At 62.1% G+C, this 12,691-nt stretch carries 13 protein-coding genes, 7 tRNA genes and 1 riboswitch; of the genes, 8 read left to right on the top strand and 12 right to left on the bottom strand.

Annotated elements, in window-relative coordinates; genetic code table 11:
• Positions 1-59: 59 nt before the first annotated feature.
• The 3 genes from ybaK to ATK23_RS06825 are packed head-to-tail and all read right to left on the bottom strand — an operon-like array spanning position 60 to position 1,973.
• Positions 60-563, bottom strand: coding sequence for a Cys-tRNA(Pro) deacylase (gene ybaK, locus ATK23_RS06835; RefSeq protein WP_066144484.1), 504 nt, complete (start codon positions 561-563; stop codon positions 60-62).
• A 58-nt stretch (positions 564-621) separates the two neighbouring features.
• Positions 622-1,062, bottom strand: a complete 441-nt coding sequence (locus ATK23_RS06830) for a SufE family protein (RefSeq protein ID WP_066144487.1) — start codon at positions 1,060-1,062, stop codon at positions 622-624.
• Positions 1,059-1,973: a sulfurtransferase gene (locus ATK23_RS06825; protein ID WP_038991828.1), complete on the bottom strand. Its 915-nt coding sequence runs from the start codon at positions 1,971-1,973 to the stop codon at positions 1,059-1,061. The genes ATK23_RS06830 and ATK23_RS06825 overlap by 4 nt, the downstream gene beginning before the upstream one ends.
• Before the next feature lie 215 nt (positions 1,974-2,188).
• Between ATK23_RS06825 and zapE the strand changes: the two genes are divergently transcribed.
• Positions 2,189-3,229 (top strand): cell division protein ZapE, encoded by a 1,041-nt coding sequence (gene zapE, locus ATK23_RS06820; RefSeq protein ID WP_038991827.1) that lies wholly within the window; start codon positions 2,189-2,191, stop codon positions 3,227-3,229.
• Between the two features lie 24 nt (positions 3,230-3,253).
• Here the strand turns inward: zapE and ATK23_RS06815 are convergent, their stop codons facing one another.
• The 9 genes from ATK23_RS06815 to ATK23_RS06775 all read right to left on the bottom strand — a co-directional run bounded on the left by ATK23_RS06815 (position 3,254) and on the right by ATK23_RS06775 (position 5,797).
• On the bottom strand, positions 3,254-4,441 hold the full coding sequence (locus ATK23_RS06815) for a benzoate/H(+) symporter BenE family transporter (protein WP_066144490.1): 1,188 nt from the start codon (positions 4,439-4,441) through the stop codon (positions 3,254-3,256).
• Positions 4,442-4,598: 157 nt separating this feature from the next.
• Positions 4,599-4,808, bottom strand: a complete 210-nt coding sequence (locus ATK23_RS06810; RefSeq protein ID WP_066144493.1) for an antitoxin — start codon at positions 4,806-4,808, stop codon at positions 4,599-4,601.
• A 241-nt stretch (positions 4,809-5,049) separates the two neighbouring features.
• Positions 5,050-5,122 (bottom strand) — tRNA-Gly (locus ATK23_RS06805).
• Positions 5,123-5,136: 14 nt separating this feature from the next.
• Positions 5,137-5,212 (bottom strand) — tRNA-Gly (locus tag ATK23_RS06800).
• Between the two features lie 45 nt (positions 5,213-5,257).
• Positions 5,258-5,329, bottom strand: a tRNA-Val gene (locus ATK23_RS06795).
• A gap of 54 nt (positions 5,330-5,383) precedes the next feature.
• Positions 5,384-5,456, bottom strand: a tRNA-Gly gene (locus ATK23_RS06790).
• 45 nt (positions 5,457-5,501) lie between these two features.
• Positions 5,502-5,573, bottom strand: a tRNA-Val gene (locus tag ATK23_RS06785).
• Between the two features lie 26 nt (positions 5,574-5,599).
• A tRNA-Cys gene (locus tag ATK23_RS06780) sits at positions 5,600-5,670 on the bottom strand.
• A gap of 54 nt (positions 5,671-5,724) precedes the next feature.
• Positions 5,725-5,797: transfer RNA gene (locus ATK23_RS06775), tRNA-Gly, on the bottom strand.
• Positions 5,798-5,989: 192 nt separating this feature from the next.
• Here ATK23_RS06775 and ATK23_RS06770 point away from each other — a divergent pair.
• The 7 genes from ATK23_RS06770 to ribD all read left to right on the top strand — a co-directional run bounded on the left by ATK23_RS06770 (position 5,990) and on the right by ribD (position 12,686).
• Positions 5,990-6,832 carry a PD-(D/E)XK nuclease family protein gene (locus ATK23_RS06770; protein WP_066138888.1) on the top strand — a complete coding sequence of 281 codons (843 nt, stop codon included), beginning with the start codon at positions 5,990-5,992 and terminating at the stop codon, positions 6,830-6,832.
• A 93-nt stretch (positions 6,833-6,925) separates the two neighbouring features.
• Positions 6,926-7,489, top strand: a complete 564-nt coding sequence (def, locus tag ATK23_RS06765; protein WP_066138885.1) for a peptide deformylase — start codon at positions 6,926-6,928, stop codon at positions 7,487-7,489.
• Positions 7,490-7,492: 3 nt separating this feature from the next.
• Positions 7,493-8,425 (top strand): methionyl-tRNA formyltransferase, encoded by a 933-nt coding sequence (fmt, locus tag ATK23_RS06760; protein WP_066138882.1) that lies wholly within the window; start codon positions 7,493-7,495, stop codon positions 8,423-8,425.
• Positions 8,422-9,945 carry an RsmB/NOP family class I SAM-dependent RNA methyltransferase gene (locus ATK23_RS06755; protein ID WP_066138879.1) on the top strand — a complete coding sequence of 508 codons (1,524 nt, stop codon included), beginning with the start codon at positions 8,422-8,424 and terminating at the stop codon, positions 9,943-9,945. Before fmt ends, ATK23_RS06755 begins: the two co-directional genes overlap by 4 nt.
• Before the next feature lie 28 nt (positions 9,946-9,973).
• Positions 9,974-10,636, top strand: a complete 663-nt coding sequence (gene rpe / locus ATK23_RS06750) for a ribulose-phosphate 3-epimerase (RefSeq protein WP_066138876.1) — start codon at positions 9,974-9,976, stop codon at positions 10,634-10,636.
• Positions 10,637-10,677: 41 nt separating this feature from the next.
• Positions 10,678-10,815: riboswitch (FMN riboswitch) on the top strand.
• A gap of 115 nt (positions 10,816-10,930) precedes the next feature.
• Complete coding sequence (pnuC, locus tag ATK23_RS06745) at positions 10,931-11,632, top strand: nicotinamide riboside transporter PnuC (protein ID WP_038991902.1); 702 nt, start codon at positions 10,931-10,933, stop codon at positions 11,630-11,632.
• A 13-nt stretch (positions 11,633-11,645) separates the two neighbouring features.
• Positions 11,646-12,686 carry a bifunctional diaminohydroxyphosphoribosylaminopyrimidine deaminase/5-amino-6-(5-phosphoribosylamino)uracil reductase RibD gene (gene ribD / locus ATK23_RS06740; protein WP_066138873.1) on the top strand — a complete coding sequence of 347 codons (1,041 nt, stop codon included), beginning with the start codon at positions 11,646-11,648 and terminating at the stop codon, positions 12,684-12,686.
• The last annotated feature ends 5 nt before the right edge of the window (positions 12,687-12,691 follow it).

The following is a 12,691-nucleotide window of genomic DNA, read 5'->3' as shown; positions in this document are numbered from 1 at the left end:
GCGGACGATCAAAGGATCGCCGGCTCGCAGGCAGGGCCCTTGGCTTGGCTAGCAAAACATCAGCTGGTGGCGATCGGCGCCCAAATGGCACCGGTCGCCTTCGCTGCATCCTGCGGAGCGATCTCCAGGCTGAAACCGCGACGACCTCCGGAAATGAAGATCGTCTCGAACTGCTGGGCGCTGGAATCAATGACGGTATCGGTTTTCTGGCGCTGCCCGAACGGGGAAATCCCGCCCAGGACATAGCCGCTGCGCCGCTGCGCGGCAGCCTTGTCGGCCATCTGGGCTTTCTTTGTGCCCAACGCGATGCCGATCGCCTTCAGATCCAGCTTCGAATCCACGGGAACCACCGCCACGGCCAGGTCCTGGGTGGCGTTGGCTCCGGTGGAAACCATCAGGGTCTTGAAGACCCGGTCGCCGCTGGCTCCCAATTGCTCGGCCGCTTCGGCGCCGTAGCTTTCGGCCGAGTCGCTATGCGTGTAGCTGTGCGCCACATAGCTGATACCTGCGGCGTCCAGCGCGGCGGTCGCCGGGGTGGACGCGGCCTGCTTCTTCTTGCCCACGTGCCTGGGGATCCTTCTCTGTTGCTATTTGGTGCTGCGCGGCGCTTGGGATTCGCCCCTAGGCAGCCAGCTGCTCTGAAATCTGGCGCTTGATGCGGCCGAGCATGGCCGTCATGCCGCGCATGCGCAACGGCGACAGCGCACGGGTCAGACCCAGCTGCTGGGGCATGTCATCCGGGACTGCGAGAATCTCTGCTGCTTTGGCGCCATCCAAGCCCGCAGCCAGCACCGAAGCGAAGCCGCGGGTGGTGGGAGCTTCCGGTGGAGCGGAGAAGAACAGGCCTACCGGGTTATCGGTTTCGGCCGAGACCTCCACGACGAGGAACAGCGGGGACTGGCACTCGACGACCTGCTCGAAAAGCTCGGGATGATCAGCAAGGCGTGCCGGCAGCTCGGGCAGCTCGCGCGAATACTCCAGCAGCAGCTCCAAGCGGTCCGCCTCGGGAACCTCGGAGAATTCCTCGACGATCTCGTTCAATGCCTCGGGCAGCTGGCTCATGCGCGGGCTCCACGCTGTGCAGGCACTTCGCCGGCAGCTTCGCCGCGGACGATTGGCACACCCACCGCGTTGCCCCACTCCGTCCAGGAGCCGTCGTAGTTGCGCACGGTTTCGAAGCCGAGCAGGTGCTTGAGCACGAACCAGGTGTGGCTGGAGCGTTCGCCGATGCGGCAGTAGGCCACAACGTCATCGCCCGGCTTCAGGCCGGCGCCATCAAGGTAGATGGCTTCCAATTCCTCGCGCGAGCGGAAGGTGCCGTCCTCGGCCGCCGCCTTGGCCCAGGGCACCGATGCGGCGGTGGGGATATGCCCGCCGCGCAGGGCGCCCTCTTCCGGGTAATTCGGCATGTGGGTGCGTTCGCCGGTGTATTCCTCGGGCGAACGCACGTCGATCAGCGGGTTGCCCAGGTGGTTCAGGACCTCCGGGAGGAACGCACGGATTTCCGAGTCGACACGCTCGATCACCGGGTATTCGGTGGCGGTGACGGCGGGCTTCTCGGTGCTCAGCTCGCGGCCTTCAGCGATCCACTTGTCGCGGCCGCCATCCATCAGGCGCACGTCTTCGTGGCCGAACAGGGTGAAGACCCACAGCGCGTAGGCTGCCCACCAGTTCGACTTGTCGCCGTAGATGACCACGGTCGAATCGCGGGTGATGCCCTTGGCGGCCATCAGCTTCGCGAATCCCTCGCCGTCGACGTAGTCGCGGGTGACCTCGTCGTTCAGCTCGGTGTGCCAGTCGATCTTCAGCGCACCTGGCACGTGGCCGGTGGAATACAGCAAGATGTCTTCATCCGATTCCAGTACTACGAGATTCTCGGCTCCGAGGTTGTCAGCCACCCATTGGGTGGAAACCAGGCGTTCAGGGTGAGCGTACGCTGCATACTTCTCGTTGGACTCGACGGGCAACGACATTCCTAATCACGATCCTTGCGGGTGTCAGTTTTTGCCACGCTGGACATAGCGGGCAACGGGCGTTGCTTCTAGCCTAGTCCCCATCTATGGCGAACACAGTGTGGGCTACGACATTTTCGGCAATGTATCGCCGCGTTCAAGGTAAACTGGCCGATGGGCAAGCCACGGCTTCCCGACCATTTCCTGAGCAATCAACTGAAGGACTCCCACAGCCAATGGCGACGATCACCCACCTGAGCGAGACCAAGCCGAATCTTTCAATCGAAGAACTGCTGGCCGGTTTCCACCCGTCCTACCGCTTTGGTGAAGTATCCTTCAATACCTATCGCCCGGATCCCAACCAGCCGTCGCAGGCCGAAGCGGTCACCAAGCTGAAGGCCTTCGCCGAGTCCGTGGGCAAGAACAACTCCGGTTCGTTCCTCTCCAAGCTGTTCGGGAAGAAGAAGGAAACCAAGAACGGCATCTACCTCGATGGCGGCTTCGGCGTGGGCAAGACCCACCTGCTCGCTTCGCTGTGGCATGCGGCTCCCGGCCGCAAGGCCTTCGGCACCTTCGTCGAGTACACCAACCTGGTCGGTGCGCTGTCCTTCCGCCAGACCGTTGAAGTGCTGAGCCAATACTCGCTGGTCTGCATCGATGAGTTCGAGCTGGACGATCCCGGAGACACCGTGCTGATGTCCCGCCTCATGCGCGAGCTGTCCGACGCCGGCGTGAAGCTGGCTGCCACCTCCAACACCCTGCCCGGCGCACTGGGCGAGGGCCGCTTCGCGGCAGTGGACTTCCAGCGCGAGATCAAGACCCTGTCCGAGCAGTTCGACGTGCACCGCGTCGAAGGCGAGGACTTCCGCCACCGAGGCCTGCCCGATGCCCCCGAGCCGCTGGAAGATGCGGAGATCGAAGCCTTCGCCCAGGACCGCTACCCGGACAAGACCCTGGCCGTTGACAACTTCGATGATCTGGTGGCCCACCTCTCGAAGGTGCACCCGTCGCGCTACCGCCAGCTGGTGGCCGAAACCGATGTGCTGGTCCTGCACAACGTGGATACCATCACCGACCAGGCCATCGCCCTGCGCTTCGTGGTTCTTGCCGACCGCCTGTACGACAAGGACGTGCCGATCGTGGCCTCGGGCAAGCCGTTCAGCGAGCTGTTCACCCCGGAAATGATGTCCGGCGGCTACCAGAAGAAGTACTTCCGTGCCGTTTCCCGGCTGACTGCCTTGGCCCGCGAGGGCCAGGTCGGGGAACCAGCCATCTAGGCTGGAAAAGCTGCTTTTGCCACTTCATCGTCGAGCGTTGCGCTCGACGATGAAGTGCGTTAAAAGCCCTGCGACCAAGGCCCAGAAAGCTCCGCCGATCCCGAAGAGCGTGAGATTTCCGGCGGCGACCAGCACGGTGGCCAGTGCACTTAGCCGCCACGCGCTCTCGGCCATCGCCCCGAGCAGGGCATTGGCGAGCGTGGCCAGCAAAGCCAAGCCGGCCGCCGCCTGGAACAGTCCCTCGGGCGAGGCGCTGGCCACAGAGACGATCAGTGCGCTCAAGGCCCCGAAGACCAGGTAGAACACGCCTGAACTCGCCGCGGCCCGCCAACGCAGCCGGGGATCTGCCCCGGCTTGCTCCCCGGCAGCCAGAGCCGCGGTGATGGCCGCCAGGTTGATTGCATGTCCGCCGAAGACCGCCCCGCCTGCCGAGCCCACGCCGGTCACCAGCATGGTGGATCGCCAAGGGGCCGTATACCCGAAGGAGCTGAGCACAGCCACTCCCGGGATGTTCTGCGACGCCATGGTCACCACGAACAGCGGAACGCTGATGCTGGCAATCGCCTGCCAGGAGAATTCGGGGCTGACCCACTGCAGCTGCGGCAACACCTCGATCGAATCCCACGCCTCGGTGCGGCCAATGTGCCAAAGGCCGAAACCCACTGCGGCCAGCATGCTCAGCGCGACGGCAAATTTTGGAAGAATCCGAAGCCCGATGAAGAACACCAGCAAAATTCCCAGCGCGGGAAACGGGATGCTGGCCACTGCAGTAAAGGGCTTCAGGCATAGCGGGATCAGGACTCCTGCAAGCATGCCTTGGGCAATCGGCACCGGAATCCGGGTGAGCAGCCGGTGCAAAGACGGCACCAACCCGGCCGACATGATGAGTATTCCGCCAACGATGAATGCCCCCACCGCCTGGTTGAACCCGAACTCCCCGGGCGCCAGTGCGGCGAGCATGGCTGCCCCGGGAGTGGACCAGGCGATGCTGATCGGCAGGCGATGGCGCCAGGACAGAGCAATGGTGCTCAATCCTACGGTGAGGGATAGGACGAGCAAACCCGAGGCAGCTTGTTCGCGCGAGGCGCCGACCTGGAACAAACCGGCCAGAACGACTGCGAAGGATGCGACGAACCCCACCATCGTGGTAATCAATCCTGCAAGGACCGATTGGGAAAGGGCATTTCCAGTCGTGGGAGTTTGACGAGCCATACTCTTTTTCTACAGGGTGGCACCGGCCGGTCGAAAACCAGAGTGCATTAATTCCACGATATGACACTAAAGCGAAGGATAAAGCAAAGAAGGTACCGACCTCAGTCGGTACCTTCCATGGATGCTCGGGCAAGCCGAGGGGAGTACTGCGAGGAGATTAGCCCTCGTTGTTCTCGCTTTCGCCTCCACCAAGGCCGTTCAGGTAGTCGTTAGCGCCGTCCTGGACGCCGTCTACCTGCTCTGCGAACTTGCCGCCGGTCTTATCATCGATAAAATCGCCAGCCTGCTCGATACCCTGGGATACCTGCTCTGGGTTCTCTTTAGCGAATTCCTCTGCCTTGCCACGCAGATCATCAAATCCTGCCATGCTGCACCTCCATTCGTCTATGGGAACCCCTTCAGCTCCACAACTACTAACCACCCTAGATGCTCTTGCCAATGCGTGGAAGCATAAAACGAAAATTTCCCCCAGCTATCTAGATGTTTTGCTGGTGTCTGTCAGGCAGTGCACAGGTTTGCCGCTCACGCGGCATGCTGATGGTGGTGGCTGGAAAGGATGGGTAAAGCAAAGATGGGAATCACGAAAAGTGATTCCCATCTTTATCTTGAGCGGTCAACGAGGTTCGAACTCGCGACCTCAACCTTGGCAAGGTTGCGCTCTACCAGCTGAGCTATGACCGCATGTATTCAATTATTGGAGCGGTCAACGAGGTTCGAACTCGCGACCTCAACCTTGGCAAGGTTGCGCTCTACCAGCTGAGCTATGACCGCATATATTCAATTATTAGATCCATGGTCTGGTGAACCATGAGTCCGTGCGCGATACTGGGATCGAACCAGTGACCTCTTCCGTGTCAGGGAAGCGCGCTACCGCTGCGCCAATCGCGCCGAAGATCCACAATGAATCTCGACAGAATCCAAATTCAGAATTTGAATTCACAGAGCGGTCAACGAGGTTCGAACTCGCGACCTCAACCTTGGCAAGGTTGCGCTCTACCAGCTGAGCTATGACCGCATATATTCAATTATTAGATCCATGGTCTGGTGAACCATGAGTCCGTGCGCGATACTGGGATCGAACCAGTGACCTCTTCCGTGTCAGGGAAGCGCGCTACCGCTGCGCCAATCGCGCTAAAAAGATCAGCAATCTTCATTGCGAGGTGGGGACGGGATTCGAACCCGCGTATACGGCTTTGCAGGCCGCTGCCTCGCCTCTCGGCCACCCCACCATACTGACCGGAGTCAGAATGACTAGTTTTACCTAGTCGGTGAATCTTTTTGCGAGCGGACAACGAGGTTCGAACTCGCGACCTCAACCTTGGCAAGGTTGCGCTCTACCAGCTGAGCTATGTCCGCAAAATGTGTTGTTTACTGAACGTTTCCGTTCGCTCCAACGAGTAAAAACTCTATACGAGTTTTCGCATCCCCACAAATCGAAACGCTGAGATCTGGTTCACACGCCCGAAAATCCGCGGAACTACGCGGAAAATTCATTTTTCCGGTACGACTAGGAGCGAAGCAGGTCGAGCGCGTGCCATGATCGTGTGCATGACGTCACCAAAACTGGCTATTCAAACAGACCTGGGCCGCATGTACTGCCGACAAGTCGGAGGCGAAGCGATTGTCCCATCCATAACCACAGTCATCTCCATGGACAAGCTGGACCTGTCAGGTTGGGCCGGGTACATGGCGGCCAAGGCACTCTCGGACGATCATCGACTGGTGCACGCAGTGGGTGACCGTGGCCAGTTGCGTTCCCTGATACGCGATGCCGCCGGTGCTGCCGAGGCCTATCGGGACTCCGCCGCGGCCCGCGGTGATCGAGTGCATAACTACGCTGAGCAGCGAGCACTGCGGGCGCTGGATCTGGAACATGATTTGGAAGCAGCCCAAGCCGCGCTCGAAGCGAACAACGAGTTGGGGTTCGCGCGCCACTTTGACCAATGGTGGGATGACTACAATGTCCAGCCCATTGCCGCAGAGGTGACGGTATGGAATCACAGTGTCGGCTACGCGGGCACCATTGACCTGGTCGCAAAGATCGGCGGCCGAACCTCCCTCGTGGACTACAAGACCAAAAACACCGATCGGGACGGCTTCGTCAAGCGCCCCGATGACAAAGTCATCATGCAGCTGGCGGCCGCTTGCAAGGCAGAAGAGCAAGTCGTGGATGCCGAGCGCGGCGCATGGAAAGAGTGGGGATACGGCACCGACACGATGCTGCTCGCTGTGGCCCTTGGCGAGACCGGTTCGCGGACCTTCATGGCACCGCCGCCGGCATTGCCCGACTACTGGTCGAAGTTCTATGCTTTGCGGCGGAACTGGGAAGCTGCATTCAAGATTGCCCAGTCGCGTGCTTCACTGGTCGAAATCACGCCGCCAGCTCAGTAAAGCCCTCCCTTCACCGCGTAGACTGGAACGGTTAGCTTTCGGCATTGCGAAACCTAATACCAATATCCACGGCAGGGAAGGTACCAGCGGATTATGGCGATTTTGGGAATTCGGATCATCGGAGACCCCGTTCTACGCACACCAGCGCAGGAGGTGACCGACTTTGGCCCGGAGCTCCAGAAGCTCGTCGAAGACATGGACCAGACGATGGAAAACGTCACAGGTGCAGGCCTCGCCGCGCCTCAAGTTGGCGTGTCCCTGCGCGTCTTCACCTACCAAATTGGCGAAGAACGCGGACATATCGTGAACCCGGTGCTGGAGCTCAGCGACGATTACCAGGACGACCAGGTAGAAGGCTGCCTGTCCATCCCGGGCATTGCAGCGCCAGTTCGACGCCGGCGCCACGTCAAGGCGACCGGCTTCGACAAGTTCGGCAATCCGGTGGAAATCGAAGGTTCCGACATGCTCGCCCGCTGCTTCCAGCACGAAACTGATCACCTGGACGGCATTCTGTTCCTGGACCGGCTGGAACCAGAAGAAAAGAAAGCGGCGTGGCGCACCTTGCGGGCCAACAACTACTCGCAGACCGCCAACGCCACGGTGAAAAAACGATCAGGGGCCCTCGGCTCCAGCTTTGGCGCAGGATTGGGGTTCTAGCTCATGCGTATTTTGTTCGCCGGCACGCCACAGGTCGCTGTCACCTCCCTGGACTACCTGCACGAAGCCGGCTTTGAAATTGCCGCAGTGCTCACCCGTCCCGATGCTCCGTTGGGTCGAAAACGCATATTGACCCCCTCGCCGGTCGCTGCCCGAGCCGAAGAACTTGGCTTGCCGATCATCAAGGCCGCCAAGATCACCGAAGAAACAACGGCTGAACTTGCAGCGTTGGACCTTGAAGCCGCGGCCATCGTCGCCTACGGGGGACTAGTGCCAGAAGCGGCCTTGGCCGTCCCAACCCATGGTTGGATCAACCTGCACTTCTCGCTGTTGCCGCACTGGCGGGGCGCAGCTCCGGTGCAGCATTCCATTATCAACGGCGACGACATCACCGGCGCAGTCACCTTCCAGCTGGAAACCGGCCTTGATACCGGACCAGTCTTCGGGCAAGTCACCGAGAGCATCGGTGAGCTGGACACCGCAGGCATCATGCTCGAACGTCTCAGCCGTTCCGGGTCGACGCTGCTGGTGCAGACCCTGCAGGCATTGGCTTCAGGCCAGGCCGTTGCCGTTCCCCAGGCCGGATCGCACACCTACGCACCGAAGATTACCGACGTGGATGCGGAACTGGACTTCACCCGGACCGCCACCGAAATCCGCCGGCGCGCCCACGGAACCACTCCTGCCCCTGGTGCCTGGGTCAAGGTCGAGGACAAGCGTTTCAAGTTCGGCCCGCTGCGTGAGCACCGTGAGATCACCGACCTTGCACCGGGCGAAGTGCGCATCGAACCGGGAAAGCAGCCGAAGGTTTACATCGGCACCGCCACCTGGGCCCTGCAACCCACCGAAATCCAGCCTCCGGGCAAGAAAATGATGAACGCCAGCGACTGGGCACGAGGAGTGCTCACCCAGGGAACGGAAGTGAGCTTCGCATGAGCGGGCAGGAACCTCGCGGTGGACACCGCGATAACGTACGCCGCAACGAGCAGGGACGTACCCGCAACCGCGGCCAGTCCGGCCCGCGCAAGTATTCAGCAGCCGCACCCGGGCAGCGCAAGCGCGCGGCCGATCCGGCACGCCTGGTAGCTTTCAAGACCCTGCGCGAAGTATCCAGTGCGGATGCCTACGCCAACCTGGTGCTGCCGAAGATGATCCGCGAATACCAGCTCGACCGCCGCGACGCGGGCTTCGCCACCGAACTGGCCTACGGGGCCCTGCGCGGCCAGGGCTTCTACGACGCGATCCTGGCCACCTTGGTCGACCGCCCGCTGGCCGAGCTGGATCCGGCGATCCTCGATGCGCTGCGCCTGGGCGCCCACCAGCTGCTGGCCATGCGCGTGCCCAAGCACGCAGCGTTGGATGAAACCGTGTCGCTGGCTCGTGCGCAAATTGGCGCCGGCCCATCCGGCCTGATCAACGCGGTGCTGCGCCGCGTGTCCGCCCAGGAAGCCGCTGCATGGACTGAACAGCTGGGCAACTCCGCCGCATCGGATTCCGAGCGCCTGGCCATCGAGCACTCGCACCCGGACTGGATTGTCCGCGCCCTGCGTGGCGCACTGATCGCCCATGGCCGCGACGCGAGTGAACTTGAAGCCCTGCTGGAAGCGGACAACCTGGCCCCGGTGGTGAACCTCGTAGCCTTGCCCGGCCTGGGCGATCTGTCCGGAGCGCTGGAATCCGGCGCAGAGCGAGGCACTCTGCTCGCGGATTCTGCCACCTACAAGCACGGCGACGTCTCACGTGTGCCTGGTGTCAAGGAAGGCACCGTGCGCGTCCAAGACGCCGGCAGCCAGGTCATGGCCCGCGCCTTGGCGGCTATCGAATTGCCCGCAGCCGGCGAAGACCGCTACTGGCTGGATCTGTGCGCAGGTCCAGGCGGCAAGGCGGCACTGCTCGCGGCGATCGCCGTGCAGCGCGACGCCCGCTTGACCGCCAATGAGCCGGCCCCGCACCGTGCCCGGCTGGTCGAGAACTCCTTGGATGCTGTGCCGCATGACTACTGGATGGTCACCGGCGAAGACGGACGCATCTTTGGCGGCGAGGATTATGCGGGGGACTACGACCGCGTCATGGTCGACGCGCCATGTTCCGGACTGGGTGCACTGCGCCGCCGCCCGGAATCACGCTGGCGAAAGGCACCACGGGACATCCCTGAGCTGACCAAATTGCAAGGCGAGCTGCTCGACGCCGCCTTCAACGCGGTACGCGTCGGAGGAGTCATCGGCTTCGTCACCTGTTCGCCGCACCAGGCGGAAACCCGCCTGGTTGTGGAAGACTTCTTGAAGCGCCACGAAAATGCTGCTCTGCTTGATACCAGCGCCGCCGTTTCCGCGGTGATGCATCAGGACGCCCCACCGGCAGGACACGCGCTGGCCGAGGGGAGCACCGTGCAATTGTGGCCCCATGTGCATGGCACCGATGCCATGTTCATGGCTATCCTGACCAAAAAAGCCTAGCCAAGCCCGAGTATTCCGAGGAGCATCCATGCCTAACGCGCGGATCAACCCGTCGATCCTGTCCGCAGATTTCGCGAACCTTGCCAGCGAGCTGGAACGCATCCACACCGCAGACGCGGTTCACGTGGATGTCATGGACAACCATTTCGTGCCCAACCTGACCCTCGGATTGCCGGTGGTTGATGCGCTGCGCAAGGTCAGCAAGCTGCCCATCGACGTGCACCTGATGATCGAGAACGCGGATCGCTGGGCCCCGGAATACGCGCAGCTCGGCGTGGACTCGGTAACTTTCCATGCCGAGGCATCGGCAGCCCCGATCCGCTTGGCCCGCGAACTGAGGTCGGCCGGCGCCAAGGCTTCCATGGCCCTGCGCCCGGCAACGCCGATCGAACCCTACCTGGATATGCTCGGCGAGCTGGACATGGTTCTGCTGATGACCGTGGAACCAGGTTTCGGCGGGCAGAAGTTCCTGGATCTGGTCCTTCCGAAGATCAAGCGCGCCCGCGCAGCCATTGACGGCAGCGGCAAGCCCATTGCCCTGCAGGTCGACGGCGGCATTTCGCGCGACACGATCTTGCGTGCCGCCGAAGCCGGAGCGGATGTCTTCGTTGCCGGTTCCGCGGTGTACTCGGCAGAAGAGCCATCGGTGGAAATCGACGTATTACGCAATCTTGCGCTGGGTGGTCACTAGGACCACGCAAAGTGTGCCAGAATGTTTTCAGTAAACACGAATACGTGCTCCGGGGTCGGTGAAAGTCCGAACCGGCGGTCATAGTCCGCGACCCGCAACCAAAGCCACAAGCTGAGGGAACGGTTGAACTGGTGGAATTCCAGTACCGACAGTTAAAGTCTGGATGGGAGAAGCACGAATTTGATATGCCTTTTGGTACTGCCGGTAGCCCTCACAGGGGCTATCTTCTAAAGCAGAGCCACAGGCCCATCAAATGCACACCCCCGGAGCCGCCGCTTCGAGAAGGGTGGAATGATGGATTTCCTGCGGTGGCTCATTGAAGCTTTCAACTCACAAATTGCGATCGGCTCGTCGGCACTGCTGGTGCGCGAAGTCGTAGGCAATATTTTCGGCCTGGCCAGCGCCGTGGGCGGCATGCGCCGCAAAGTCTGGGCCTGGCCCATTGGCATAGTCGGCAACCTCCTGCTGCTGACGGTCTTCCTGGGCAGCATTTTCGATACCGGCTACACAGCCAATCTCTGGGGCCAAGCAGGCCGCCAAATCATGTTCATTGCCGTATCGGTCTTCGGCTGGTACCGCTGGAAGCAGGCCAAGGACGGCACCGGCAGCGCGGTGACCCCGCAATGGGCGTCCGGCAAGACCCGACTGGGCCTGATTGCCGTGCTGATCCTCGGCACCGTCGCACTGACCCCGATCTTCCGCATGCTCGGATCCTATGAGCCGGTCTGGGCGGATGCCTGGACCTTCGTAGGCTCGTTGCTCGCAACCTACGGCATGGCCAAGGGCTGGGTGGAATTCTGGCTGATCTGGGTTGCCGTCGACGCAGTGGGCGTGCCCCTGCTGTTCTCCGCCGGATACTACGCCAGCGCCTTCATGTACCTGTTCTACGGCGCATTCACCCTGGTCGGCTTCTTCGTCTGGGCCAATTCCAAGCGCGGTGCCAAACCCCAGATCGAAACCGAAATGCTCGATCCGACTATTTCGCGCAAACGCTGAAAGGAATAGCACCATGATCACGACCCAGCAGCTCGACGCGGCATTGCGCACTGCGCTGGAAACCGCCGGTCGGGGCCACCGCGGAGCCAACCCGCTGGTCGGCGCCTGCGTTTTGGATGCAGAGGGAAATATCATTGCCACCGGTTTCCATATCGGTGCCGGGCACCCGCACGCCGAGATCGACGCACTGCGCCGACTGGGCAAGATGCCTGCGGCCAAGGCCCGCGAGCTGACGATGGTAGTAACCCTCGAACCATGCAACCACACCGGCCGAACCGGTCCCTGCGCCCAGGCCATTGTGGAAGCCGGCATTGGCCACGTGTACTACGCTGTCCCCGACAACACCGCCGCCAGCGGAGGCGCCGACTACCTGCGCAGCCACGGAACCCAGGCCACCCAGCTGGCTGATTCCTCCGCCGCGAAGCAGCTGAACCACCGCTGGTTCATCGCCAAGGATGAGGGCCGGCCGTTCATCACTGTCAAGATCGCGCAGTCGCTCGACGGCCGGATCAACGCACCGGACGGGACGAGCCAGTGGATCACGTCCACGGCGTCGCGCAATCACGCGCACGCCCTGCGCTCGCGAGTCGATGGCATCCTCGTCGGCACCAGCACCGCGATCATCGACAACCCGCGGTTGACCGCCCGAACCCCCGATGGCCAGTTGCATGAGCACCAGCCCTTCCGGCTGGTCATGGGCGAGCGGGATCTGCCGGCTGATCTGGCGCTCGCCCAGGGTGATGACTGGGCGCAGGTCCGCAGCCACGACGTGCACGAGGTTATCGCCCGGGCCAATGAGCTGGGCCTGGCCCATTTGCTGGTTGAAGGCGGCGCCACGGTCGCCTCGGCCTTCATCGCAGCCGATCTGGCCGACGAGATCTACTGCTACCAGGCGCCGCTGCTGATCGGCGCAGGCAGCTCATCGGTCAGCATGCCGAACACCGCCACGCTTGCCGATGCGCGGCGCTTCCGGCTGGATTCGGCCAGCAACGAGTCTTTGGCCAGGCTGGGCGATGACATTGCCCTGCATCTGGAACCGCTGCCCCGCGACTGATCGCC

It is taken from the genome of Glutamicibacter nicotianae (assembly GCF_002797775.1).
In the GTDB taxonomy this organism is placed as follows: Bacteria; Actinomycetota; Actinomycetes; order Actinomycetales; family Micrococcaceae; genus Glutamicibacter; species Glutamicibacter nicotianae.
This window is presented reverse-complemented; position numbering and strand designations above follow the sequence as displayed.

Bases quoted from the DNA above. Each gene is read 5' to 3' on its own strand.
- rpe (WP_066138876.1), top strand. From the start codon at position 9,974: ATGCCTAACGCGCGGATCAACCCGTCGATCCTGTCCGCAGATTTCGCG.
- ATK23_RS06830 (WP_066144487.1), bottom strand. From the start codon at position 1,062: ATGAGCCAGCTGCCCGAGGCATTGAACGAGATCGTCGAGGAATTCTCC.
- ATK23_RS06755 (WP_066138879.1), top strand. From the start codon at position 8,422: ATGAGCGGGCAGGAACCTCGCGGTGGACACCGCGATAACGTACGCCGC.
- fmt (WP_066138882.1), top strand. From the start codon at position 7,493: ATGCGTATTTTGTTCGCCGGCACGCCACAGGTCGCTGTCACCTCCCTG.
- ATK23_RS06825 (WP_038991828.1), bottom strand. From the start codon at position 1,973: ATGTCGTTGCCCGTCGAGTCCAACGAGAAGTATGCAGCGTACGCTCAC.
- def (WP_066138885.1), top strand. From the start codon at position 6,926: ATGGCGATTTTGGGAATTCGGATCATCGGAGACCCCGTTCTACGCACA.
- ATK23_RS06770 (WP_066138888.1), top strand. From the start codon at position 5,990: ATGACGTCACCAAAACTGGCTATTCAAACAGACCTGGGCCGCATGTAC.
- ATK23_RS06815 (WP_066144490.1), bottom strand. From the start codon at position 4,441: ATGGCTCGTCAAACTCCCACGACTGGAAATGCCCTTTCCCAATCGGTC.
- zapE (WP_038991827.1), top strand. From the start codon at position 2,189: ATGGCGACGATCACCCACCTGAGCGAGACCAAGCCGAATCTTTCAATC.
- ATK23_RS06810 (WP_066144493.1), bottom strand. From the start codon at position 4,808: ATGGCAGGATTTGATGATCTGCGTGGCAAGGCAGAGGAATTCGCTAAA.
- ribD (WP_066138873.1), top strand. From the start codon at position 11,646: ATGATCACGACCCAGCAGCTCGACGCGGCATTGCGCACTGCGCTGGAA.
- pnuC (WP_038991902.1), top strand. From the start codon at position 10,931: ATGGATTTCCTGCGGTGGCTCATTGAAGCTTTCAACTCACAAATTGCG.